At 38.4% G+C, this 25,169-nt stretch carries 28 protein-coding genes and 2 pseudogenes; 5 read left to right on the forward strand and 25 right to left on the reverse strand.

The features are described 5' to 3' along the window. The first annotated feature begins 1 nt into the window (after position 1). On the forward strand, positions 2–487 hold the full coding sequence (locus ACFQRG_RS10795; protein ID WP_380965942.1) for a QueT transporter family protein: 486 nt from the start codon (positions 2–4) through the stop codon (positions 485–487). Between the two features lie 78 nt (positions 488–565). Here the strand turns inward: ACFQRG_RS10795 and pcp are convergent, their stop codons facing one another. The 3 genes from pcp to ACFQRG_RS10810 form a co-directional block, all read right to left on the reverse strand. Next, entirely contained in the window at positions 566–1,213 is a 648-nt protein-coding gene (gene pcp, locus ACFQRG_RS10800; RefSeq protein ID WP_380965943.1) for a pyroglutamyl-peptidase I, read from the reverse strand. 330 nt (positions 1,214–1,543) lie between these two features. Beyond that, a complete protein-coding gene (locus tag ACFQRG_RS10805; protein WP_380965944.1) occupies positions 1,544–2,776 on the reverse strand; it encodes an MFS transporter in 1,233 nt (410 codons plus the stop codon). A gap of 332 nt (positions 2,777–3,108) precedes the next feature. Beyond that, the gene (locus ACFQRG_RS10810; RefSeq protein WP_380965945.1) at positions 3,109–3,279 is read right to left on the reverse strand and encodes a hypothetical protein; all 171 of its coding nucleotides are present in this window, start codon (positions 3,277–3,279) and stop codon (positions 3,109–3,111) included. Positions 3,280–3,633: 354 nt separating this feature from the next. On the opposite strand from ACFQRG_RS10810, the gene ACFQRG_RS10815 reads away from it, so the two are divergent. After that, positions 3,634–4,416 carry an arylamine N-acetyltransferase family protein gene (locus ACFQRG_RS10815; protein WP_380965946.1) on the forward strand — a complete coding sequence of 261 codons (783 nt, stop codon included), beginning with the start codon at positions 3,634–3,636 and terminating at the stop codon, positions 4,414–4,416. Between the two features lie 123 nt (positions 4,417–4,539). Here ACFQRG_RS10815 and ACFQRG_RS10820 read toward each other — a convergent pair whose 3' ends face one another. The 3 genes from ACFQRG_RS10820 to ACFQRG_RS10830 form a co-directional block, all read right to left on the reverse strand. After that, positions 4,540–5,424 carry an SH3 domain-containing protein gene (locus tag ACFQRG_RS10820; RefSeq protein WP_380965947.1) on the reverse strand — a complete coding sequence of 295 codons (885 nt, stop codon included), beginning with the start codon at positions 5,422–5,424 and terminating at the stop codon, positions 4,540–4,542. Positions 5,425–5,901: 477 nt separating this feature from the next. Then, positions 5,902–7,266 (reverse strand): 23S rRNA (uracil(1939)-C(5))-methyltransferase RlmD, encoded by a 1,365-nt coding sequence (gene rlmD / locus ACFQRG_RS10825; protein WP_380965948.1) that lies wholly within the window; start codon positions 7,264–7,266, stop codon positions 5,902–5,904. 36 nt (positions 7,267–7,302) lie between these two features. Beyond that, a complete protein-coding gene (locus ACFQRG_RS10830) occupies positions 7,303–8,241 on the reverse strand; it encodes a diacylglycerol kinase (protein WP_380966046.1) in 939 nt (312 codons plus the stop codon). A 242-nt stretch (positions 8,242–8,483) separates the two neighbouring features. Here ACFQRG_RS10830 and ACFQRG_RS10835 point away from each other — a divergent pair, with 242 nt between their 5' ends. Next, positions 8,484–9,644: an ArgE/DapE family deacylase gene (locus ACFQRG_RS10835; protein ID WP_380965949.1), complete on the forward strand. Its 1,161-nt coding sequence runs from the start codon at positions 8,484–8,486 to the stop codon at positions 9,642–9,644. 132 nt (positions 9,645–9,776) lie between these two features. Here ACFQRG_RS10835 and ACFQRG_RS10840 read toward each other — a convergent pair whose 3' ends face one another. After that, the gene (locus ACFQRG_RS10840) at positions 9,777–9,905 is read right to left on the reverse strand and encodes a hypothetical protein (RefSeq protein WP_380965950.1); all 129 of its coding nucleotides are present in this window, start codon (positions 9,903–9,905) and stop codon (positions 9,777–9,779) included. Positions 9,906–10,161: 256 nt separating this feature from the next. On the opposite strand from ACFQRG_RS10840, the gene ACFQRG_RS10845 reads away from it, so the two are divergent. Continuing rightward, positions 10,162–10,326, forward strand: a complete 165-nt coding sequence (locus ACFQRG_RS10845; RefSeq protein WP_380965951.1) for a LuxR C-terminal-related transcriptional regulator — start codon at positions 10,162–10,164, stop codon at positions 10,324–10,326. 60 nt (positions 10,327–10,386) lie between these two features. On the opposite strand, the gene ACFQRG_RS10850 is transcribed toward ACFQRG_RS10845, so the two are convergent. The 18 genes and pseudogenes from ACFQRG_RS10850 to gatC form a co-directional block, all read right to left on the reverse strand. Next, the gene (locus ACFQRG_RS10850) at positions 10,387–10,854 is read right to left on the reverse strand and encodes a DUF600 domain-containing protein (RefSeq protein WP_380965952.1); all 468 of its coding nucleotides are present in this window, start codon (positions 10,852–10,854) and stop codon (positions 10,387–10,389) included. An 11-nt stretch (positions 10,855–10,865) separates the two neighbouring features. Further along, positions 10,866–11,666: a DNA/RNA non-specific endonuclease gene (locus tag ACFQRG_RS10855; RefSeq protein WP_380965953.1), complete on the reverse strand. Its 801-nt coding sequence runs from the start codon at positions 11,664–11,666 to the stop codon at positions 10,866–10,868. Positions 11,667–11,902: 236 nt separating this feature from the next. Beyond that, on the reverse strand, positions 11,903–12,385 hold the full coding sequence (locus ACFQRG_RS10860; protein WP_380965954.1) for an antitoxin YezG family protein: 483 nt from the start codon (positions 12,383–12,385) through the stop codon (positions 11,903–11,905). A 93-nt stretch (positions 12,386–12,478) separates the two neighbouring features. Further along, positions 12,479–12,952: a hypothetical protein gene (locus tag ACFQRG_RS10865; RefSeq protein WP_380965955.1), complete on the reverse strand. Its 474-nt coding sequence runs from the start codon at positions 12,950–12,952 to the stop codon at positions 12,479–12,481. A gap of 23 nt (positions 12,953–12,975) precedes the next feature. Then, positions 12,976–13,281 carry an AHH domain-containing protein gene (locus ACFQRG_RS10870; protein WP_380965956.1) on the reverse strand — a complete coding sequence of 102 codons (306 nt, stop codon included), beginning with the start codon at positions 13,279–13,281 and terminating at the stop codon, positions 12,976–12,978. 313 nt (positions 13,282–13,594) lie between these two features. Further along, positions 13,595–14,191, reverse strand: coding sequence for a pre-toxin TG domain-containing protein (locus tag ACFQRG_RS10875; RefSeq protein WP_380965958.1), 597 nt, complete (start codon positions 14,189–14,191; stop codon positions 13,595–13,597). A 9-nt stretch (positions 14,192–14,200) separates the two neighbouring features. Continuing rightward, positions 14,201–14,407 carry a hypothetical protein gene (locus ACFQRG_RS10880; protein WP_380965959.1) on the reverse strand — a complete coding sequence of 69 codons (207 nt, stop codon included), beginning with the start codon at positions 14,405–14,407 and terminating at the stop codon, positions 14,201–14,203. A gap of 414 nt (positions 14,408–14,821) precedes the next feature. Continuing rightward, positions 14,822–15,787, reverse strand: a complete 966-nt coding sequence (gene ltrA, locus ACFQRG_RS10885) for a group II intron reverse transcriptase/maturase (RefSeq protein WP_380965960.1) — start codon at positions 15,785–15,787, stop codon at positions 14,822–14,824. 564 nt (positions 15,788–16,351) lie between these two features. Beyond that, a pseudogene (locus tag ACFQRG_RS10890) lies at positions 16,352–16,820 on the reverse strand (DUF600 domain-containing protein). 245 nt (positions 16,821–17,065) lie between these two features. After that, on the reverse strand, positions 17,066–17,521 hold the full coding sequence (locus ACFQRG_RS10895) for an antitoxin YezG family protein (RefSeq protein WP_380965961.1): 456 nt from the start codon (positions 17,519–17,521) through the stop codon (positions 17,066–17,068). A gap of 15 nt (positions 17,522–17,536) precedes the next feature. Next, entirely contained in the window at positions 17,537–17,869 is a 333-nt protein-coding gene (locus ACFQRG_RS10900) for an SMI1/KNR4 family protein (RefSeq protein WP_380965962.1), read from the reverse strand. 9 nt (positions 17,870–17,878) lie between these two features. Then, positions 17,879–18,442 (reverse strand): annotated as a pseudogene (locus ACFQRG_RS10905) (suppressor of fused domain protein). A gap of 120 nt (positions 18,443–18,562) precedes the next feature. Further along, on the reverse strand, positions 18,563–19,108 hold the full coding sequence (locus ACFQRG_RS10910) for a T6SS immunity protein Tdi1 domain-containing protein (protein WP_380965964.1): 546 nt from the start codon (positions 19,106–19,108) through the stop codon (positions 18,563–18,565). A 12-nt stretch (positions 19,109–19,120) separates the two neighbouring features. Further along, on the reverse strand, positions 19,121–20,449 hold the full coding sequence (locus tag ACFQRG_RS10915; RefSeq protein WP_380965965.1) for a polymorphic toxin type 15 domain-containing protein: 1,329 nt from the start codon (positions 20,447–20,449) through the stop codon (positions 19,121–19,123). Positions 20,450–20,458: 9 nt separating this feature from the next. After that, on the reverse strand, positions 20,459–20,773 hold the full coding sequence (locus ACFQRG_RS10920; RefSeq protein WP_380965966.1) for a WXG100 family type VII secretion target: 315 nt from the start codon (positions 20,771–20,773) through the stop codon (positions 20,459–20,461). A 299-nt stretch (positions 20,774–21,072) separates the two neighbouring features. After that, the gene (gene gatB / locus ACFQRG_RS10925; RefSeq protein ID WP_380965967.1) at positions 21,073–22,506 is read right to left on the reverse strand and encodes an Asp-tRNA(Asn)/Glu-tRNA(Gln) amidotransferase subunit GatB; all 1,434 of its coding nucleotides are present in this window, start codon (positions 22,504–22,506) and stop codon (positions 21,073–21,075) included. Continuing rightward, positions 22,506–23,966 carry an Asp-tRNA(Asn)/Glu-tRNA(Gln) amidotransferase subunit GatA gene (gene gatA, locus ACFQRG_RS10930; protein ID WP_380965968.1) on the reverse strand — a complete coding sequence of 487 codons (1,461 nt, stop codon included), beginning with the start codon at positions 23,964–23,966 and terminating at the stop codon, positions 22,506–22,508. The genes gatB and gatA overlap by 1 nt, the downstream gene beginning before the upstream one ends. Before the next feature lie 95 nt (positions 23,967–24,061). Beyond that, positions 24,062–24,361, reverse strand: coding sequence for an Asp-tRNA(Asn)/Glu-tRNA(Gln) amidotransferase subunit GatC (gene gatC / locus ACFQRG_RS10935; protein WP_380965969.1), 300 nt, complete (start codon positions 24,359–24,361; stop codon positions 24,062–24,064). A gap of 269 nt (positions 24,362–24,630) precedes the next feature. Here gatC and ACFQRG_RS10940 point away from each other — a divergent pair, with 269 nt between their 5' ends. Next, the gene (locus ACFQRG_RS10940; RefSeq protein ID WP_380965970.1) at positions 24,631–25,131 is read left to right on the forward strand and encodes a GNAT family N-acetyltransferase; all 501 of its coding nucleotides are present in this window, start codon (positions 24,631–24,633) and stop codon (positions 25,129–25,131) included. The last annotated feature ends 38 nt before the right edge of the window (positions 25,132–25,169 follow it).

Raw genomic sequence — 25,169 nt, forward strand, 5'->3', positions numbered from 1 at the left:
TATGAAGGTAAAAACACTGGTTGGAAACGCGATTATAGCAGCATTGTATATTGTAGTTTCAATGCTTATTCAGCCATTCGGATTTAAGGTCATACAATTCCGCATCTCGGAAATGTTTAACCATCTCGTTGTTTTCAATAAAAAATATATATTCGGTATCGTTTTAGGCGTTATCTTAACCAACCTGTTTTTTTCGCCAATGGTCGCATACGATCTCATCTTCGGTGTTGGGCAATCGGTTATTTCGTTAATCATAACTATCATATTGGCACGATTTATTAAAAACATATGGGTTCGTATGGCGGTGAATACCGTCGTCTTTACCATTACTATGTTTCTGATTGCTTTAGAACTTCATTTAGCTTTTCATGTGCCTTTCTTATGGACATGGTTAACAACCGCAATCGGGGAATTCGTCGTTATGGCTGTCGGTGCGCCGATTATGTATGCAATTAATAAACGGGTTGATTTTAAAAGGTTGGTATAAAATAAGAGTTGCTGCTATATAAAGCGGCAACTCTTTTTTACTGTTAACATATTTAACCATCTATCCTAGATAACAAACTTAATGTGTCGCACCGCCAACTTCTTTAATATCATCTTTTTCATTTGCTGCCATAACAGCTGCAATCTCCAAACCCTTTACAATCGTATCAAGACTTAAACTCGGCGCTTCTTTATCAATTGTTTGTTCATGCAGATATGGAATATGAATAAACCCGCCGCGAATGTCAGGTGCTTCTGTTTGCAAATAATGCATCACACCATAAAATAAATGATTGCATACAAAGGTCCCGGCGGTATTGGAAACAGCGGCGGGGATTCCTTCCTCCTTAAGGCAACGGACAATTCTTTTGATAGGTAGTGTTGACCAAATCGCTGCCGGCCCGCCCTCGACAACCGGTTCATCAATCGGCTGTTTGTCATCATTATCCGGAATCCTTGCGTCATCAATATTAATAGCGATACGTTCAGGCGTAATTTTCAACCTTCCTCCAGCTTGTCCGATGCAAATGACTACATCAGGGCGATGCTCTTCAATCGCTTTTACAGCGAATTCAATTGATCGACGGAAAACAGTCGGCACTTCTTGAGTAACTATTGTAACATCCCCTATTTTTCTCCCGTCTAAACGCTTAATGGCTTCTAATGCCGGATTAATTTTCTCACCGCCAAAAGCGTCAAATCCTGTTAACAATACTTTCTTTCCCATGATAACACTTCCCTAGCAGACTTTTATTTTTGTATTGATTTCATCCCAAAAAGAATTTTTTGCTTGAATAACTTTCTTTAATTATTATTTAATTGGAGCCGATTACAGGTAAATAGTCACTAATATGTTTCCACTCATTTCTCTTTGGATTATATCTTTTTCATTATAAAATTCAATGACTGAAAAAACGATTTCATTATAATCATTTTCAAGGATAAATTAATTTAGTTTAAAAACTTAGGTCATCATCTCCATTTGTATAATTAACTCCTCCTATGACACAAACAAAAAAGCCATTCACCCTTTATGAAAGTGAATGGCCCTTATCAATTAAACAGCTTTAGACATAACGCCGTTTTTTTGTTCTTGTTTTTGTTCAGACTTTCCCTTATTCAGGCTAAGCATAGCGACAAAGGATACACAATATAATAGAGCGAGGTAGGTCATCGCAACACCCATATTAAAGTGCTGCAGGATATATCCGACAAGAATTGGAGAAAACCCTCCCAGCGCTCTGCCAAAGTTAAAAATAGTGTTCGTTGCAGTGCTTCTGATTTCAACAGGAAAATGTTTGCTGATTAATGCTCCGTATCCGGCAAACATCCCATTTGAGAAGAACCCAACGATCGCCCCGCCAATCAATACCCCGGCACTGCCTGAAGCATACGAGTACAAAAATACCGCTGATGCTGAAGCTAAGAGAAAGATTCCATAGGAAGTCTTGATACCAAAGCGATCCGCAAACTGTCCGAACGTTAACATCCCGGCAATCATGCCTACTGATGTACTAATCGTCCAAAGCGCTGAACTTGAAACAGACAATCCCTGTGACTGCTGCAGCATCGATGGCAGCCAGATCATTAATCCATTATAGCCGGCGATTTGTACAGTTGCCATTACCGCTAAAGCAATCGTTGTAAATGCTGTTCTCGGCGTGTTAAACAATTGGATCAGCTTACCCTTTTCTTGCTTTGGCGCAAGTTGCTTTTGTTTTTGAACAGCCACCCATTCAGGGGATTCCTTAAGATTACGTCTTACAATAAAGGCAAAAATCACTGGGACAACGCCCACGAAAAACAAGCCTCTCCATCCCCAGGCAGGAAGAATCATCGCACTCAGCAATGCAGCGATAATAACACCAAATTGAGCGCCGATACTGACATAAGATGAAGCACGACCTTGCTTATTCTTTGGCCACGCTTCTGCAACAAGCGCCATTCCGATGCCATACTCACCGCCGGCACCCAACCCGGCTATAAATCTAAACACATAGACTTCTCCGATATTTGTAGCCAGTCCTGTCAAAGCTGTACCGATAGCAAACAAAAGTATTGAATAAGTAAAAACCTTTACCCTGCCAAACTTATCCGCCAATATCCCAAAAATCATTCCTCCAACAAGCATACCGATATTTGTAATTGAAGAAATAAGACCGCCTGTCGCAAGATTAATATGGAAATTCGCGATGATTAAAGACATGGCAAATGAAATAAACATAATATCCATGCCCTCTAATGTTAAACCCGCGACCGATGCTACCACTGTTTTATTACGATAATCCATACCGTTCCATTCTCCTTTCTAGCCTCGCTGGACTATGTTTAAAAGAGTTAAAAATATAAAATAAAAAGCCCTTCTATCCAAGAGGACAGAAGGGCATATATCTGCATTCATTATATACTAAGTCATACTGCCGCCCTTTTTGGCCTCTCAGGACCGAATTTAAAGGAAATGTATTTTTGTTTATTTTAGCATGTAATTAAACGGTATTCAATAAATATCAAATGGTAATAAAATACTTATTTCATAAATGAATTGACTTAAGTAATAAAAGTTCAAAAAAATAGAACAGGTAAGTATAAAATTTTTTTAGTACAAATTGTCTTTTAATGTGATTAATTCGTATTTTTTTCACCTGTAATAAGATCAAATTGTTTAGGCGTTAATCTTAATTTTATGCCTCGTACCCGTAATTCGTAATAATCCTGATGAGGAATAATTTTCACATCATTTTCTAATTGGTATTCTTCTAACGATAACTTAGTCTCAAAATCCATTTTACTCATGTAACCCCTCCATGTTCTGATTTGCAATTTCAGCATAACAATGTCATTTGAGTTACATGTAAAGGTAAAGTAAAATTTGTGTAAAGTGGATTGCAGATTGCATGAAATATCAAAAACATCAACATTACACCAAGGAGCCGTAATAATCGTTACTTTATTTGTACTGATTGCTGTACCTCTATCGACACTCAAACATGGTCAAGTATAGTGCACATCACTTATTCATAAGTTGCAGAAAAGGACCAATAGTTTGATTAAAGCCAAGAATGTCATTTAATTGTAAAATGAAAGCAGCCTATTTCTTACTTCAATCAAAAAATAAGTATTAATATCCTTTAAAGGAGGGGCCGCAAAATGGGGAAGCTAAATGCATTATTCCGAAAAAAAATCGGGATTTCACAAAATGAAAAAATAACATTTGAAACGTTGGATCATATTCTTGAAAAGACAGCTGAAACCATTCCCTTCGAAAATCTGCGTGTCATTTCAAATCAGGTAAGTGATATTACGAAAGACTATTTGATTGACAAAATCCTCGTAAGTAACGAAGGCGGGCTTTGTTATGATCTAAATACCATTCTCTATTTTTTCTTAGCGGAAAATGGTTTTAACGTGTCCTTATTTCGCGGTGTGATATACGATAATGCAATACAAGATTGGATAACAATTGGGAGGACCCATGTTACTATTCTTTTGACCCGTGATAAACATACCTATTTGATTGATACAGGTTTTGGTGTGAATTTACCATTAAAACCTGTCCCGTTAAGCGGTGGGATTGTGAGCTCAAGCAATGGGGAATTCCGAGTCAATAAAATGGACAGTGCCCACGGAGATTATAATCTGGAATTAAAATTGAAACATAAGGACAAAGACTGGAAAATCGGCTATACCTTTGACTCCAGTCGAGCTGTAAGAGGTGGATCAGAATTGAATGAAGTTCAGAACATTATTGTTAAGAATCCAAAGTCTCCTTTTAACAAAAAACCCTTAATCGCTAAACTAACCGACTTAGGAAGCGTAACTTTAACTGATACTTCCTTTACTCAATGGATTGACGGAAAGATAAAGAAGGAAGAGATTACCGACAAAGAATTCAAGGAAATAATGAAACAATACTTTGGCATTGAGAAATGAAATAAGAAAATCAATGAACCACAATAAATTAGGTAAAATATTGATGAATGATCTAAAAAACTATCAGAAAATGATTACAAACAAACCTGCAAAGGAGATATGATCCAATGCAGGTTTATTTATTTAATATTTGTTTAACTCCTGAATAGGCGTTTGAATAATAACTGGATTCTTTTTAGGATCCAGCCATTTTAAAATTTTCACAACATTGGCTTCAGATGTCGCGGTACATCCGAGTGTGTAACTGCTTCCAATGTGGAAGAAGATAGCACTCCCTTTATACGGAATGCGTTTTGTATTATAGTTAATAACGAAACCGTAGTTATACGCCGGGATATTCATATTTTCGGCGCTTTTCCATTTTCCTTGTGTTTTCTTACGGGATTGCCATGTGTTGTATAGTGAGGATTTTGGGTCATCCACCCAAACATCATCGCTTGTGATTTTTCGGAAATGTAATTTTGTTCCCGGATTTCCTTTACGGCCAAAAGCTGTTCCAATTGTATACTTCCCAATTGGAGATTTTTTACCGCCTTCACTCATATTTGAGGTGAATCCATATTTTCCAATATGTCCTGTTGTTGTTAATACAGGCACCCATTGTCCTTTGGCATTTCTCTCAAATGTATGAATTTCATCCGAAGATGTATTATATCCGTTAGAAGTTACAAGGATTAGTTGCTTGTTACTTCCTACTGTTTTTAATCCCGCTGCTAAATTCTCTGAAGCTGCTGGCTTCTTCGTGGTTAGGTATTTACCAGAAGCCCAGCCTGTTTTACTTCCAACTATAACTTTATCCCAAGAGCCGCTCGTCTGAGTCACTTTCACAGATTGATCTTTTTTGATAACGGTAACGACTTTGTATTTTGTACTTGGACCGCTTCGAACATTCAAAGCACTGGCTGTGACATATTTTGTTTTGGTAGTCGCAGCATGAGCCCGTTCAACTATATGAAATCCCGCAAATACAACGAGAATGGCAACAAAGGTTACGATTAGCCTTTTCATCTTCTTCTCCCCCCCTCCTCTTAAAGTTAATATGGATTGTCCTTTTTAATTACGTCGTCATTATATTACCATTCTATCTATCTATTTCCAATAGACAATGTTTTGTGGTGAAGAACAGATGATTTGGACTTATTAATATAAAGGATTGCATAAAAATAAACCTTTTAAAATAGAGAGGTCATCTGAGCAGTGAAAGACAATACTAGCATAAATATCAGAAAAGTGTCTTTCATTAAAGCTATGAAGGACAAATCTAAGTTAAAAAAACGAAACAAATGTCCTTTATCCGTATTATGAAAGACAAAATTAGGTTCGAGAATCGAGAAATGTCCCTCATCATACTAAAAAAAATATAAGTAAGAATTAATAAACCAAGCTGCCTTCTTCGCCTTTTCTCCAAATAAAAAACGAAGGCTTCCGGAAACCGGAAAACCTTCGATTATCTTTTATTCTTATTTATTGTTTGGAAGAGCGTATTTACTTTAAATCCAGCCGCACGACACATTCGGTATGCGTCGTCTGCGGGAACATATCCACCGGCTGTACTTCAACCGTCTTGAACCCGCCAGCCTCTAATATCTTCAAATCCCGCGCCAATGTAGAGGGATTACAAGAGACATACACAATCCGTTCGGGCTTCATTTCAATCATTGTATTAAGTAGCGCTTCATCGCAGCCTTTACGCGGCGGATCTACAACCAGAACATCCGCTTTAATCCCTTGTTTATACCAAGCAGGAATGACTTCCTCTGCTTTCCCTGCTTCAAAGGTAACATTATCAAGTTCATTCAGTTCCGCATTTATTTTTGCATCTTCAATCGCTTGCGGGACGATTTCGACGCCATAGACCTGTTTAGCCTTTTTCGCTAAGAAAAGTGATATCGTACCGATGCCGCAATAGGCGTCAATGACTGTTTCTTTGCCCGTTAAGCCGGCATATTCTAAGGCTTGATTATATAGGACATGCGTTTGCACGGGGTTGACTTGATAAAATGACCGCGCTGAGATAGCAAACTTGATATCCCCGATTGTGTCGTATATTTCTTCACGGCCCCAAAGGGTATTCGTTTTCTCTCCGAATATGGTATTAGTACGTTTCGAATTAATGTTTTGGGCAATTGATTTGACTTCCGGGAACGCTTCAGGAATTTCTTTGATGAATCGTTTTCGAAATGGTAGTTCTTCTGTTTTCGTGACAAGAACAACCATGATCTCACCGGTATTTTGTCCGATCCTTGTAACAATGTGGCGCAAGATGCCGCGGTGCGTTTGTTCATTGTATGGCTCTATGCCGCAGTCTTTGGCAATTTGCTTAACTTTTTGTACGACTTCATCGTTTAGGCTGTCTTGAATGAGACAATGATCCATGTCAACGATTTGGTGACTGCGTTTTTGGTAGAAACCGGCGATAAATTCGCCGTCTTTTACCCCCACGGGGACTTGAACTTTATTACGATAGCGCCAAGGATCATCCATTCCAAGAACAGGTTTGACATGAATATCCTTTAGTCCGCCGATTCTTTCAAGAACTTCCTTTACCTGGTTTCTTTTATAATTTAATTGGCCCGCGTAGCTTAGATGCTGAAGCTGACAGCCGCCGCACTGATCATAAATGTCACATGGCGGATCTACCCGGTCAGGGCTTGATGTCTGTAATTCGAGCAGCTTTCCGTACCCGTAGCCTTTTTTCGTCTTAAGGACTTTTATTTTAGCCTTTTCTCCTGGCAGTACATTGGGTACGAACAATGCGTAGCCGTCTATTTTCCCTACGCCTGAACCATCATGGGTCAGGTCATGGAATGTGACATCTATAATATCGTTCTTTTTTACTGGTGTGGCCACTGGTCTCACCGTCTTTTCATTAATTTCATTTTGATTTTATTGTTCTATCGTATCGGGAATCTGTTCCCATTGTGTATTTCGTTCCGCCGTTTCCTTTGGTACGATAAGCTGCAGATGCTGGTAGAGATTAACCATGTCGCCCGGCAAGTCTCCGCCGTATTCCCCGTCGATATTCAATTGCATTTTTTCTTCGGTGTAAATTTTAATCCGGTTAGCCTGTGCATAAATAATTTTCGGATCTTTCATATGTTCGCCTTTTAGGGCCAATGTTGCCAAACGAATAAATTCCGCCAAATTTGTCTTTTGCAAAATAAGCAAGTCAAACATACCGTCATTTAAAGAGGCTTGCGGCGCTAATTTTTCAAAACCGCCGACGGAATTTGTATTTGTTACTAAAAAAAGCATGATATCGCCTTCAAATAATCGTCCATCATATTCAATCCGTGCATTTAATGGACGCAATGATGGCAGCATTTCAATCCCTTTTAAGTAATAGGCCATTTGGCCAAGCATCGTCTTCAATTTGCTAGGCACATCATAAGTCAGTTCAGTCAGCTTACCGCCGCCGGCAATATTTATAAAATATCGATCATTTACTTTACCGACATCAATAGGCATTTCTGCACCTTCACATAAAATGTCACAAGCCTTTTCAATTTGGCGGGGCATATTGATCGCTCTGGCAAAATCGTTAGTTGTTCCCATTGGTAAAATAGCGAGCTTAGGACGAAAAGGTTGTTCTGCCAACCCATTCACAACTTCATTAATCGTGCCGTCGCCTCCCGCAGCAATTACAAGATCATACCCGCGTTCTACAGCCTTGCGTGCACCTGTTGTTGCATCTCCTGCACAGGATGTCGCATGTGTCGATGTTTCATAGCCAGCCCGTTCCAAACGATTTAAAATATATGGTAAATTCTTTTTCATTAATTCTCGACCGGATGTTGGATTATAAATGAGTCTTGCTCTTTTCAATTTCATCACCTGATTTCTTGTAGCCGTCACAAAAAGACAGCTCCCGCCCAGTTAGAGAGCTGTACAATACTTCAATTATATTGTAATTACACCTTAAAATCAAAAGACTGATTCTATACATTATCCTATCCAAAAAAATACATTATAAATAACAGTTTTGTTTTTTTACTGTGAAGTCACTGGCCCAAATGTGAGATTATCTTTTAAAACAAAAGGGTATATTGAACTTGAGGTGATCAAAGATGGACCAAGAACAAGCCAAATCGATTCTTAAGGATATTATTAAAATTAAAAGCGTTAATCCTCCCGGAGATGAAACATTAGTCGCAAATAAATTAAAAGCACTTTTTGATCAGTATGGCATTGAAACAGAACTTGTCGAATACAGCGAAAATCGTACAAATCTCATTGCGCGTCTGAAAGGGACTAACAGCCCAGACGGCCCAACCCTTGGACTGACAGGCCATATGGATGTCGTACCCCCTGGTGAAATTGACTGGGAGCATGATCCGTTTGGCGCAGAAGAAGCAGACGGGAAAATTTACGGCCGCGGCGCTTGTGATATGAAGAGCGGACTTGTTGCCTGTGTTTTAGCCATGATTTCTCTAAAAGAAGAAGGTCTCCCTTTAAACGGTGAAATTACATTATTAGCTACTGTCGGCGAAGAGGCGGGGGCTGTAGGTGCCAAACAGCTCGTTGATAGAGGTTATGCTGATCATTTAGATGCCCTAATTATCGCTGAACCGACGCAAAATCAAATTAAAATTGCCCATAAAGGCGCCCTATGGCCGCAAATTACGACGTATGGTAAAACAGCCCATGGTTCGATGCCGGATGTCGGCATTAATGCTATTGTTCACATGAATGAAATTATTCATCAGATTCTAAGCGAACAATTTAAATTAGACTATGAGGAAGATGAACTTTTGGGCAGTCCTACATATAGCATAGATGTTATCAGGGGAGGGTCAAACACAAATGTTGTCCCTGACCAATGCAGCACAAATATCGATATCCGAACTGTCCCATCCCAGAATCATCAAAAAATTATTAAGCAGCTTGAACAAGTGATTGACACAACAAAAAACAAATATCCTGATCTTAAAGCGGATATCCGCATATTAAATGATCAGCCGCCGATGAGAACACCCGGAGATTCCCCTTTTGTTAAACTTGTACAGGAAGCTGTAAAATCCATTTACGGCTCAGCTGAACTTGGAGGAATGACCGGTTATACAGACGGCTCCCAATTTATGCAATCAAACAATCATTTCCCGATTATCGTATTGGGACCAGGAGATACCTCTGTAGCACATCAGCCTGATGAATATGTAGAGGTTGAAGAATATTTGAACAGTATTAAGCTTTATAAGGACATTGCTAAGAAATTTTTAAATGAATAATTCCAAGGCGGTTTAACTGACATAATATCACTAATTGGCCAACAAATTGGCCAACAAATAATTTTACGAGCTGCAAAAGACGATTATCATATCGATAACCGTCTTTTGTTCATTCCGTTAAATTAACCTGTATTATTGTTTGTTGTAAAGTAAAATGCCTTCACCGCCTTTTTCCCAGGCTTCTTCATATACTTTCCGGCGCTCTTCCGGTTTATCTTCCAACGCCGATCGGCCATTATTTTCAAAAGGCAGAGCCCCCAAGTTTCGCTCATCTTCTGGTTAATTTCACTGTAAATTCCTTTCGTTTGCTGAATAAACTCCGGTCGTACGGATGATTTCTCGCTGGGACAGTATACTGCGGGGTCCGCTGAAAGACGGTAAGATTTAAAGAACGAGCAATCTTTGACGATAAAATGTTTCATTTCCTTACGCATTTCGGCAAACTCGTTGGAAAAGTATTACATAGCTCCAATGGTTAGAAGATTCTCAGCCCCTAAGCAGAAGGGAATTTAAAGTCATGAAGATAATTTCATGGGGAGAAAGCACAATAGAAATGGCTGATTCAATGTCAATCAGCGAATTAGCCGTTAAGCAATATGTCAAAACAGCCATGAAAAAACTCGGTGCACAAAATCGGTCGCATGCAATTGGGGAGTTGTTTCGACGGGGGATTATTACTTAAATTAAAATTATGAGACAGCCCAATTTTTTATCTTAGCCTTTAAGCTTACTTTAAACTTTTTTAAATATTGCTTTTTATTTCTTCATACCATAAATCAAAAATATCATCTGGCAATAATTCATCATCCTCTGAGTAAACTAAGTCATATTTATACTGTCCTTTTAAGCTATTTTGTTTAACATCATAATGCAATTTCATTTCTGTTGGCATTTCTCTACCAAACTCTTTGCAATATTTATGAATTTCCTGCAAGCTTTTAATCCCAATATCCAAAAGTGCCTCTTGTCTCTCCTCTGACACATTAAAAATAGTATTTTCCTTATTATTTTCTCCTGTTATAGCTTCATTAACCTTATGCTTTAAAACAACCTTATTATTTATTCTATAAAAAACATCAAAAGCATACATCTCCGGCTCATATGAGCAATAAATATAAATATCATCTGCTTTATTATTAACATACTCTAGACAAATTGAAACCATATCTGCTTGCAAGTCAGAAAAATAATCTTCAAATACTTTTGGCACAATTATCACTCCTAATTTCTGAATACTCTCTTTTTAACAGCACCATCAATTTTATATTTCACTTCAAAGCTACTTGGCCTTAGTTCACTTCTATCATAATGCACTTTAACTTTAACAGAAACTTCTTTACCTTTAGAAATTGCTTTCGCCCATTGGTTTTCTAATTTTTTATAATTACTCAAATTAACTTTGCTAGATTGTGATACAAGATTATCCAATTCCGGTGAGCCACCAAACCTATTACCAGCCAAGTGTCCTGCATGGTCACCTGGTTGCTTTCCCGGGGTATTGGATTTATGTGGTAACCTCTCTTCCCTTACGGTTAATTTTAAATTGTCAGCATTAAACTCATTAAGCCTTCCTAATTCGTCTGTTTTATATATATATTCATATTCACCAGTCTTATATTTCACGTTTGGCTTAAGTCTTCCGCTTTCATCCATATGACTGCCGTCTCTTATTATACCATCATTGGGCCTACTAATATTTCTTGAACTTTCTTCAGCCCTATGAACAGTAACACTCCCGCCGACTTCTCTACCAACAGCCTTCATCATAGTATCTTTAGCGCTTTTAACTACATCTCCGACAGTCGTTTCCACTTTCCCTATTCCCGCAAATTCCGGTTGTAAAACCTGCGGGAGGCGGATGTTTCCTACCTTTTTAACAATCTTATTTGTTAAGCCGAGAGATTGGTGTTTGACTGCTTGAAAGATTTCCGCTCCAATGTCTAACAATTGACCGAACCAAGATTCATCTGCTTGACGAAACTGCGTTACCGTTCTTTTAACAACAGCTAAAGACTGGTCCATCAGATCTTGATAATGTTCAATATGGTTGTTTAATTGTTAATGAAGAGAGTTTGCGTAGCCCCTGTTGATTCTCATTTTCAAGAGTATCCTTGATGTCTTTTACTTTATCAAAAGGAAGTTAAATTATTTCTAGTGGTTATACCTATCAATTATAAAGCCTACATTAATAAAAAACGGGGCTGTTCAAAAAGTCAGGGTGAATGACTTTTTGAACAGCCCCATCCGAATTCATTATATTATTCCTGTCCTTTACTATTCTTTAAATAATTATCCAACAGCTCCCTTTTATAACTTCCTTCCGGAGGGATTAATCCCAAATGTCTATATGCCCATACTGTATGAATCTCAGTTTGATCCGCATCTGTGATGTCATCATATCCGTATTCTATTTCAAATCCCCCAGTATTATCCAATATAAATATAAGATTTGACCAAACTTCTTGGTTGTTCCTCTTAAATTCTTCCCATAATTCATCAAAACACTCAAATAAATCATAGTTCAATTCGTCAAATTCACTTTTTTCTACTGAAAATCTATTTATTATATCTAGGGAGTATACGGGGACCTTATCATTTATTGGATAATAATAGAAAAATACACGACCACCGTCTTCATTTATTTCAGCATATAAATAAACTTTATCCCAATTTTCAGGTATAATATCATTTATTAAATTAGCTGCCCTTTGATAAAGTTCTTCCATTACCTCGGTTTCCATTTAATTACCCCTAACCGTATCATAATTAGAAATTTTATATAAATAAAAACCTTGAAAGGATAAAATCCATTCAAGGATAAATTGTTCTTCAATTTATTTTGCAGGTATATAGGCTATAACTGAACCCTCTGGATAGTTGCCATACCAACCACATGGCCATCCCCCCGCCTTATAGATCTCAAATAGATGCTCAAAAAAGTTGTTTTGTTTTCCGTTTAAAGCCCTATTAATAGCACAATTATGTAGATCAGCAACAATGTCATCAAGTAATTCTTGGTAAGGACCTTTAAGACGTACTTTAAGGATCTTAGTAAAAGTATCAAGTAATTTATCTAAATTATCCATTTCTTCTTCAAAGTTTTCTTTCTCATAACTAACCGCATCAACTTCCGCCATTTCTAATTCTCTAATATCCGTCCAGAGTAGCTCTTCATCACCATAAACTTCTTCCCAAGCAAAGCGTTTTGCTTTATCAAGTGTATCTACAATTTCTACACTTTTTAATAAATGCGGTACTGATTGTTTGAGTAAATTACCATTTTTAATATACTCAATAACTTCTTCCACTAACGGTGTGTTTGAACCATAGTTTATTTATTTAACCACCTTTCCCATAGGTCAATTGAAGCACCATATTTCGGATACAAAGGCATTCCTTTTTCCTGAAGGTGTTTTAGCTTCTGTTGTAAATTATAAACTTGATTTTGCAAATCATCTATACTTTGATTGATATCCATCTTATCCAAAACACGTTTTACTACTCTATTATATACCGAATGAAAGCCTCTATGTCGTGACATAGCACTTACATCGTCAACCGGTTCACGTAAAAATATTCCATTTGAGGCCTCGTCCAAGTCCATACCAATTTTCTTTAGTATAGGGTGATTCCTCATCTGAGATGGAATAATATGCTGTGCCTGATGGCCATTCCCTTTGAACGTGGTAATCCCATAGATTCCATTAAATTTTTCCCAAGTTTTGTTGAACTTCCACCACTCACTTTTCCAGGAGTCCCAGAAATTAACCTTGATGCTGGTACAACCCCTGGACTCCCGCCACCTTCACCAACAACAGCCTTCATCATAGTATCTTTAGCGCTCTTAGCTACATCTCCGACAGTCGTTTCCACTTTCCCTATTCCCGCAAATTCTGGTTGCAAAACCTGCGAGAGGCGGATGTTTCCTACCTTTTTAATAATCTTATTTGTTAAGCCGAGAGATTGGTGTTTGACTGCTTGAAAGGTATTGCGAAAGGCGTTCTTGATGAGATTGGGGTGAAGGACATTTTTGACCCCTTTAAAAAGCTTGCTCCTTCTTCACTCATCTTAATCATTTTAACACCTTTTATGCCGGTTTTCACAAGCAGTCCGGCGCCTCTTGACGGCGGGAAAAATGATGATGCAACCATGCCAAAGGCTAGAAGCCTGTCTCCAAAGCCTATTTTTTCACCGGTGACTGGATCATACTCGCCAAATAAGCGCTGAAAGTCATGAATAGGCAGGACCTCTGCTACTGTATCCCAGATATGACCCAGTGCGGATTCATCTGCTTGACGAAACTGCGCTGCTGTTCTTTTCACAATAGCTTGAGATTGGTCCAGAAGGTCTTGATAATGTTCAATATGGTTGATTAATTGTTGATGAAGAGAGCTAGCGTAGCCCCCTTCAATGTCTGTTACTTCGGCTATAAGGGAAGTAAAATGCCATTTTAATGCCGATAATGCATCGCCGCATGAACTTTTTGTATCACCGAGCTTGTCAGCAAGCTGTTCCAGACGGTCTGGATCTACTTTAATTTGTCCCATGGCGTTCTCCTAATCCACATGGCTTGCCTTTTGGCGGTATTCTGCTGCTTTGCGGCGCAACTCTTGGATTAATTCTTCTGCGACGTTATGTGCGGCAAACTTTGTGGCATTTAATTTTTTTTTCCCAATCCGACTAGTGATCAACAGATCTAGGTATGCAGTAGAGTAGAGAATTGATTTCAAAGGGACAGCTTTCGCTGTCTCTTTTACTTTCAATTCCCCCTCATCAAACCGTACATGAGGTTTTCCCTCATACGGCTTTCCGACGTTCTTCTCCCTTTGGCATTACGGTGTCTAGCTAGCGAGTTTCACAATCATATGATTGATGGACTTTACAACATCATTCATATGTCCATGCTTGTTACGCCTATTTCTTTTCTTGTTATTGAAAAGTGTTAGGCGCTCAAGTACATACCAATCAATACGGTTAAGCCATCTTTTCGCCATTGGCGAAAGGTAATAATAGTTCTTGAAACCTTGAGGGTTTTCGATTTAAACCCTTTACCAGATCATTGATATCTAGGAACAGTTTATTTCGCAGCTTCGTATATTCTTTAATCTTCAGCCGCATCTTCTTCATTGCTTTCTTACTTGGTATATGGGACATGACATATAATGTTTTACCGCCTTTTATTCTCTTTGGGAATTGCGATGATGAAATCCTAGAAAATCAAACCCCTCTTTATCATCCCATATGTTGACCAACCGTGACTTCTCTCGGTTTATGGAAAGATCGAGTTTATCCATTATTGCTTTAATGACTTGTATACTCTCTAATGCCTGCTTTTTCGTGTGGCATAAGATGACAAAATCATCGGCATAACGAACAATTTTCCCAAGACCACTAAATTTCTTTTCCCACAGTTTGTCCATGATATTCAAATAAATGTTTACCAGGAGAGGAGAAATAACGCCTCCCTGTGGAGTTCCAGTGATGGGGTTTCTGACTTTTCCCTCCTCCATAATGCCAGCTTTTAACCATTTGCGAATGAGTTTAAGTACCCTGCGATCGCTAATCCGTTGCTCCACAAGCACCATGAGCTTGTCATGATTAATGTGGTCAAAATACCCTTGGATATCGACGTCTACTACCCAAAAGCATTTCCGGCTTGCTTTACGTATTTTCGCAACAGCTTGATGGGCATTACGCTTTGGGCGAAAGCCGTATGAACAGCCTTCAAAGTCTGCTTCAATGATTGGTTCAACTACCATCTTAGTCGCCATTTGTGCTACTCGATCCTTTATGGTTGGGATACCGAGCGGTCGTTTCTTTCCGTTGTCTTTCGGGATATAGGTTCTTCGTACAGGTTGTGGATGATAATTTTTCTCTTTAAGCTCTTTGTAAAGCTCATTCAAGAATTTCTTCTCACCATAATCATAAACGATCTGTTCAATCGATTGATGATCTACACCTGCACTTCCTTTCTTTCGTTTCACTCTTTGCCATGCTTCCCATAAAATATCCGGGCGGAAGATCTTATCATATAATGCATGGAATCGCCGTGTTGGACTTTCCTTGGCACAAAGGTATAATGTTTTCCAAAGTTCTTGAGCTTTAGCTTTATTGATGTAGTTAGCCATTTTCTTGGCATTCACTGACTCTTACCTCCTTCTAACATATGAACGAAGCAGGGCTCCTTCCCTAGACAACGTTGTGTTGTCGCTGTCATCATTGGTACTATGACCCCCTCCGACTCCCTTTCGTCCGTCCATCACTTCGCATATCGCTTATAGATTTCCGCTTTACTTTCCCTAATAGAAAGTGACGAGGAGGGCATCCCCAGTTCCGTTCACTACTTTCCTAACATGCCGATCCCTTTACCCCAAGGGATTCTTCGGTGCTGATTTCCAAGTTCTTCACACCTTCCATGGTCTTCGCCTATATACCCCAGGCTCGACTTCCCTTTGTCCTCTTTTAAGGGTTCTTTTGATGAGGCGGCAGGATTCACTTGATGTTACGGCCTGCTAGGTTGTTCGCACTCTATAAAGTTACTTTGTCACAGGGCTTCAACCTTAGGATTTCTCCACCAGTTGCCTGTCTACTACCGAGCGTCTTGGCACTTACTCGGGTCGGACTTTCACCGACTAGCAATTAACGGCTTGCTGGGCACGCAATAAACAAAAAACCTTGAAAGGCATTTTGCCAATCAAGGTCTCATTTTACAAATCACTTTTTTTTACTTCTTCAAACCATAAATCAAAAATGTCATCGGGTAATAGTTCATCGTCATTTGAATAAACTAAATCATATCTAAATTGACTTTTTAAACTGTTTTTCTTTACATCATAACGCAACTTCATTTCTGTAGGCATTTCCTGGTTAAATTCTACACATTTTTTGGATAAGTTTTAAATTTTCAATCCCTATTTTTAGTAAAGCCTTTTGTCTTTCTCTTGAAACATCATATACTTGATTATTTTGACCATCAAGGTCTTTTGCCACCTCATTTAGTTTATGTTTATGAACAACCTTACCATTAATTTTGTAGAAAACATCAAAAAAGTACATTTTTGGTTCATAAGAACAATATATAAAGATTTCGTCTGCTTCATCTTCGACATATTCTAAACAAATAGCCACCATATCTGCTTGAATCTCTGAAAAATAATCTTCAAATACTTTTCCCATAACTAACACCTCTAAATTATTAGACTTAATAGGATCTGAAACAACCTACTATCATAATATATTTTTACTTTAGAAGAAACCTTTTTTCTATCTCTAGCCTTTATTACAATGTTTACTAAAAATAATAAACACTACAATATGGGTGATTTAGACCATTTAATATTAAAACCTTGGCTGAAAAATTAGTCAGCCAAGGTTTATTAACCAAATAAATTCCATTTATTTAATATCTTTATTAATGCTATTTAAATGTTTTCCAATTTTCTCCTTCCTGAATTACTTTTAGGTGAAATTCCCAGATAATTGTATTTCCATATAACTTTTCTTTCATGAGAATCGGCATTTGTCATATCATCATAATTGTAGTCTATTTTAAATTTACCTGAACTGTTAAAAAGCATTGTTAAATTTGTCCAAGGTTCTTGATCATTGTTCTTAAATTCTTTGTAAAGTTGTTGAAGATAGTCTAAAAGTTGATGCCATAATTTTTTATATTGCTCCTCATTTACCTGGAATAGTTCAGGAATATCATGGCAATACACTGGTTCATTACTGTCATCTGGATAGTAATAAAAGTATGAAGTTTGAGAACCCTCAACAATTTCACCATACAAATAAACCTTCGACCACTCCTCTTGAATAGTTTCAACTACTGTTTCTGAAATGTCTTGATATAGCCTTCCTAAAACTTTCTCATTCAATTAATTTCTTCCCTTTCATTCATTCTCATCATATAAACTATCTAAAAATTCATTAATATTACTTGAAAGAAAATACATATTACTCATATCATCTGGATTTTCGGATTCTTGTTCGTGATCCCAGAAATAAATATTTTCATAATAAGGTTCTTTCGTTCCTAAGCATATGACGTTACTTGCCGGATCATCTCCTATCGGAATAAAGCGGTTTGGAAATCTATAATCATATATGTCTATAACTTTTTCTAAGTTATCATACATATCATATATACCATTAAATACATTTAAAACGCTTGTTCCTTGTTCATCAGAAATATTAAATAAATTTGGTTCAGGGTAGTTCGACACGGATAATTCTCAAACCGCAGATGTTCTACTAACGTCAAACGGATCAACGTTCTTTAATTCTAGCAAATCCTCAAACTTCTCAGTTCCATATTTTACAAAGTATTCATATTCCGACTGTGAAATAAATCGCTAACAATATTCTGCCATTTTTATCCTTGGTTCCTGTATGCACGTAGCTATATTCTTCCGGGAAAGCGAATGGTTCAGTAAAGTAAACTGCATTTTTATCGTATTTTTGAACAAATGCCTTATCAATACTTTCAATACCGTTTATCGCCAATCCTCTCCCTATTTCCATTTGATAACCAATACAATAAAATAACGCATTTGCAAGAATATACCCTGCGCTATTAAACGCTCCATCAACTACCATTGAAACCTCAACATTATCGCCTACTATTTCTTCATACTTACTAAATCCAAGTGTATTATAAACTAAGCATTCTTCAAATACATTTTCATACTTTAAAATTTGTATACTGGGCATTTCTTCATTATTTTTAAACACCTCTCGGTCAATTGCTCCCCTAAAAATTTGTTATAATTATCGTAGTAAAGTTCTCCATAGTTAATATCCTTTTTTACTCCTTTATAAGTTCCTTCTACTCCTTCAAATTTATGACTAATATTACATTCATAATCTAAAAACAGCCACAACTTTTAAACAAAGCTGTGGCATTATATGCTTTAATTTTATTCTATTGGCCCCATAAATTGGGTTATTAAATAAATATGTTCTTTTAATTTTACCCTTTGAAGATTCTCTACCTTTTCAGATCCACCTATCCCCAAAAGTGGAACATATCCAAAGCATTCTTCGTATTTTGGAATCCCATTTTTTTCAACTGCTTCTTGATATGGCATCCAATCCAAATCTTCTATTCTAAAATCTTCATCCTTAATATTTTGAAAAAAGAAATCAAAAGTAAATAAAATCGTTTTTACTATACCACGGCGATAATTTAATAATCTAACATAATTATTTGACCATATAATTAAATCACCCATACCTGTTGAAAAAATCGGAATTGCATCTTTCTCTCTTAAATATGATTCATTAACAAGTTCCGTAAATTCATCAGGGTTAATTATTTTTAAATAACCATTCATAAAACTACCAAAGCCATAATTTCTCCATACTTCTAACAAATCCTTAGGTAGTTTATCTTCATATTTATCAATAAGTTCATTTGTAACATTATTATTTAAAATAAAATCACTTAAAACTTTATTATTCACAAAAATCCTCTCCTAATGTTTTAATTTAACATTTAAATAAATATTCTTTTGCTGCTCTTCTGTCATTCCTTTTCTTAAATTACTAATCATTTGATCTACTTCACCAATTTTATGCTTCCATTGAGAACCAATTGAAGAATTAATTGCTTTATCGCCTAATCCACCAATATCTAAGGGGTTCCCTCCAGCTATTTGGTCTGGATTATGTAAAGCAGCTTGGGTTTTTATCCATTCAGATGCTTTTTTCTTAGCTTCTTTTAAAGAGAGGCCTTTTTGTTGTAACTCATGTACTTTTTGTGCTAGAGCTTCTTCTCTTGCTGCTTGTTGAGCCGCATTTCCTTCAGGCGCTCTTCCTTTTTCTAAATATCTTTCTCTGTTACTTAAATATTGATCAACTGTAAGTTTATTCATGCCTTCTTCCTGCGCCTTTAATTGTCTAGCAAATTCTTCAGGATCATGCTTAGGGTTTCTTTTAAATTTAACTTCAATTTTATCTAAACGTGATACCCCATCAACTTTTCCTACAAAGCTACTTGATCGAATAGCAGAATTACTTGAACCTTCTTCAACCCTCCGAGCAGTAGCCCCACCGCCGCCTTCTCTACCAACAGCCTTCATCATAGTGTCTTTAGCACTTTTAAAGACATCTCCGACAGTCGTTTCCACTTTCCCTATTCCCGCAAATTCCGGTTGTAAAACCTGCGGGAGGCGGATGTTTCCTACCTTTTTAACAATCTGATTTGTTAAGCCGAGAGATTGGTGTTTGACTGCTTGAAAGGTATTGCGAAAGGCGTTCTTGATGAGATTGGGGTGAAGGACATTTTTGACCCCTTTAAAAAGCTTGGCTCCTTCTTCACTCATCTTAATCATTTTAACACCTTTTATGCCGGTTTTCACAAGCAGTCCGGCTCCTCTTGCCGGCGGGAAAAATGATGAGGCAACCATGCCAAAGGCTAGAAGCCTGTCTCCAAAGCCTAATTTTTCACCGGTGACTGGATCATACTCGCCAAATAAGCGCTGAAAGTCATGAATAGGCAGGACCTCTGCTACTGTATCCCAGATATGCCCCAGTGCGGATTCATCTGCTTGACGAAACTGCGCTGCTGTTCTTTTCACAATAGCTTGAGATTGGTCCAGAAGGTCTTGATAATGTTCAATATGGTTGATTAATTGTTGATGAAGAGAGCTTGCGTAGCCCCCTTCGATGTCTGTTACTTCGGCTATAAGGGAAGTAAAATGCCATTTTAATGCCGATAATGCATCGCCGCATGAACTTTTTGCATCACCGAGCTTGTCAGCAAGCTGTTCCAGACGGTCTGGCTCTACTTTAATTTGTCCCATGGCGTTCTCCTAATCCACATGGCTTGCCTTTTGGCGGTATTCTGCTGCTTTGCGGCGCAACTCTTGGATTAATTCTTCTGCGACGTTATGTGCGGCAAACTTTGTGGCATTTAATTCATGTTGATGAGATAGAAATTGCTGCTTCTTTTCCCCTTCCCAATCCGAACCATAGGTATTAACCCCTTGTTCATATTGATTCGCTGCTTGGTTAAATGATTCGAGCGCCTGGCGGACATTACCTGTAAAGCCGTCAATGGCGTCAGCTTCCAGATTATATTTTGCCTGCTTGGCTTTTTTCTCGAGCCAATCAATTGGATTGCCCATAGACAACTCCTCCCCTGATTTCACACATACATTTTCGAAAAATTTCTATTAAAATTTAATTTTATAGCTTCTTTAAATTTAACTTTACGAAAAGAAAAAGAATTCACTTCCAATTATAAACAACTTCTTTCCAAAGCGGATTGCCGTTCATGAAATCAATACTTTATACCCATGGCTCAAGGGCAAGTGTTTTCGGACTATTGTCGCATAATATAGGACATTTTTATCAGCAGATATTACTTAAAAGGAAAAACCCCGCACCAATAAACGGTACAGGGCATATTGCTTCAATATTTCTATTATATCTTCTCAATTTCTTCAAGAATTAATTTGTTAACCATAGGCGGATTAGCTTTGCCTTTACTTGCTTTCATCACTTGTCCGACAAGGAATCCGAGCGCACGGTCTTTACCGTTTTTATAGTCGATCATTGATTGTTTATTTTCTTCAAGGATCGGAATGACAATTTTCCGCAGTTCACTTTCGTCGGAGATTTGCACGAGGCCTTTGGATTTAACGATTTCTTCAGGGTCTCCGCCTTTTTCAATGAGTTCTTTGAAGACTTTCTTTGCGATTTTCGATGAAATCGTGCCTTTTTCAATCAGCCCGACCATTTTGGCAAGACCTTCCGGCGTTAGAGCAACATCTTCAATTTCTTTGTTGTTAGAGTTCAAGTAAGCGGAAACCTCGCCCATCATCCAGTTTGATGTAAGCTTGGCATCGGCGCCTTCTTTAATGGCTGCCTCGAAAAAGTCGGACATAGATTTAGATGCTGTTAATACTTGTGCATCATAAGCCGGCAAGTTCAATTCATTAATGTAACGTTCACGGCGAGCGTCGGGCAGTTCAGGAATATCTTCTTTGACCTTGTCCATCCATGCTTGGTCGATGTTTAATTTTACAAGGTCCGGTTCCGGGAAGTAACGGTAGTCGTCTGAACCTTCCTTAACACGCATAAGAATCGTCTTCTTCGACGCTTCATCATAACGGCGGGTTTCTTGTTCAATGACTCCGCCTGATAACAGCACTTGTTCTTGGCGTTTTTCTTCATATTCCAAGCCTTTTTGGACAAAGCTAAATGAGTTTAAGTTCTTAAGCTCCGTTTTCGTGCCGAATTCTTCTTGACCGTACGGACGTATTGACAGGTTCGCATCGCAGCGAAGCGACCCTTCTTCCATTTTACAGTCAGAAACACCTGTATATTGCATGATAGCTTTCAGCTTTTCAAGATAAGCGTACGCTTCTTCCGGCGTGCGAATATCCGGTTCTGAAACGATTTCGATCAGCGGTGTGCCGACACGGTTAAAGTCTACGAGTGAATGGGCACCGTCATCAGCGTGTGTCAGCTTGCCGGCATCTTCTTCAAGGTGCAAGCGTGTGATACCGATGCGTTTTTTCTTTCCGTTCACTTCAATTTCTATATAGCCGTGTTCGCCGATTGGTTTATCAAATTGAGAGATTTGATAAGCTTTCGGATTATCTGGATAGAAATAGTTTTTCCGGTCAAATTTTGTTTCTGTTGCGATTTCACAGTTAAGCGCCATTGCCGCTCTCATGGCAAATTCAACGGCTTGCTTGTTTAAAACAGGCAAGACGCCAGGGTGGCCTAAGCAAATTGGGCATGTATGCGTGTTAGGCGGCGCGCCGAATTCTGTTGAACAGCCGCAGAAGATTTTTGAATTTGTTTTTAGTTCTACGTGAACCTCAAGACCGATAATTGTTTCAAAGTTCATTAGTCCCTCACCCCTTTAAGCTCAGGCTTCAGCCCATGATTAGCTGCTTGTTCATAGGCATGGGCTGTACGATAGATCGTTCCTTCATCAAATGGTTTGCCGATGATTTGCAGGCCTGCCGGCAGACCGTTGACGAGACCGCACGGCACACTGATTGCCGGTACGCCTGCAAGGTTAACAGGAATGGTTAAAATATCATTGGCATACATTGTTAATGGATCATCGATTTTTTCTCCGATTTTAAAGGCAGGCGTCGGCGTTGTCGGACCGACAATGACATCATATTTCTCAAAAACTTTTTCAAAGTCTTGCTTAATCAATGTCCGGACCTGCTGCGCTTTTTTATAGTAAGCATCATAATAGCCGGAGCTTAACGCAAACGTTCCGAGCATGATCCGGCGTTTCACTTCATCTCCAAAGCCTTCGCTTCTTGTTTTCTTATACATTTCTAAAAGATTGTCAGCTTCCGCGCGGACACCGTAGCGGACACCGTCAAAACGGGCGAGGTTCGCTGAAGCTTCAGATGAAGCAATAATATAGTAGGCAGCTACTGCGTATTTAGAATAAGGCAGGGAAACTTCTTCCCAAGTTGCGCCAAGGGCTTCCAATTGCTTCAAGGCAGTGATGACACTGTCTTTGATGGCAGGATCAACGCCTTCACCCAAATATTCCTTCGGTACAGCGATCTTTAAGCCTTTGATATCGCCGGTAAGGTTAGAAGCAAAGTCTGGTACATCCACATTGGCGGATGTGGAATCATACTTGTCATGACCGGAAATAGCTTGCATAAGATATGCATTGTCTTCTACTGTTCTTGTAATCGGGCCGATTTGGTCAAGAGAAGATGCAAAGGCTACAAGTCCGAAACGCGACACACGGCCATAAGTTGGCTTCATGCCGACAACACCGCAGAAAGAAGCCGGTTGGCGAATGGAGCCGCCGGTATCTGATCCAAGCGCGAACAATACTTCCCCTGCTGCAACAGATGCCGCAGAACCGCCGCTTGAACCGCCTGGCACGCGGTCAAGATCCCATGGGTTTCTTGTTACTTGGAAACCGGAGTTTTCGTTTGATGAACCCATAGCAAATTCATCCATATTCAATTTTCCGATAATAATCCCTTGCTGATCTTTGATTTTATGAATCACCGTCGCATCATGCATCGGCTCGAAATTCGCTAACAACTGGCTTGAACAAGTTGTCCTCAAACCTTTTGTAACGATGTTATCTTTAATACCGATAGGCATACCGTACAATGGCGCGTCTTCGCTTACGCCTTTTTCGTCCAAAGCCTTTGCTTCGCGGAGCGCTTCCTCTTGATTAAGTGTCAAAAATGCTTTAATTTCTCCGTCAACTTCACTGATACGCTTGTACGATTCATTGACAAGGTCAGTGAACGAAATGTTTTTATTATGTATTTGATCTTTCAGTCGAACGAGTCCTTGATCAAATAATGACATGCCATTCCCTCCTTTATTTCTTGTTCAAAAAATAGACAAACAGAGCCCGGCATCCGAAGGCCGTTTTTCCGTACCTTTTAAACAACTTCCTCTTTTTACTCTTGTTCCAATACTGCTGGAACTTTAACTTGACCGTTTTGTTGATCCGGTGCATTTTTTAATGCTTCTTCACGAGTCAGCCATTCACGGGAGATATCTTCACGAAGGACGTTAGATATGTCTAATACGTGGGTAGTCGGTTCAACTCCGCTTGTATCTAACTCATTTAACTGTTCGGCAAAATCTATAATATCACCGAGCTGGCTTGTAAATGTTTCCACTTCTTCGTCTGTAAATGAAAGTCTTGCCAGATTAGCAACGTGCTTAACTTGTTCTTTTGTAATCTTTTGACCCATCTTGTCACCTCCAAAAACGCTCATGCAATAATTAGATGATACCAAAATCCCGTATATTAAAGCAATAGAGAGAAAAAGGCATTCGCTTATTTGGCGTTTTAAATGCTCTTTCCTTTAAAATAGCCAATTATAGGAAACCCCTTATCAGAATGTAAGAAAATCTCACATAAAAAAAGATATTGATTAAACAACATGATATAGTAAGAATTAATTTATTCAAAAAATTTTAAGAAAAAATTCTGCAATCAAAATGTGAGGTTTGACTGACGATGATAAGAAACGCAAATGAAAAAGATCTTGCCCCGATATTAGATATTTATAATGATGCCATTATCAATACAACGGCGGTTTATGATTACGAACCGCATACCATTGAAGAAAGAATTGTTTGGTTTCGGGAGAAGAAAAAAGACAATTTGCCTGTCTTAGTCTTTGAGGAAGAGGGCAAAGTGGCCGGCTTTGCAACATTCGGTCCGTTTAGACCCCGCCCTGCTTATCAATATACCATTGAGCATTCTGTTTATGTGCATAAGAATTACAGAAAAAAAGGGATTGGGACCGCTTTGTTAAAAGAAATCATTCGAATAGCCAAAGAGCAAAAATACGCGACGCTTGTCGCCGGCATAGATGCCTTAAATGAAAAAAGCATAAAAATACATGAGAGATTAGGTTTTACTCATTGCGGAACGATACAAAACGCCGGATATAAATTTGACAAATGGCTTAGTCTCGTTTTTTATCAATTGGATTTGAGAGGTTCCAAAGTTTAAAATAATGATAAAATAGAAATACTTTCAGGCTGATAAAA

It is taken from the genome of Scopulibacillus cellulosilyticus (genome assembly GCF_042665295.1).
GTDB classification, from domain to species: domain Bacteria; phylum Bacillota; class Bacilli; order Bacillales; family Sporolactobacillaceae; genus Scopulibacillus_A; species Scopulibacillus_A cellulosilyticus.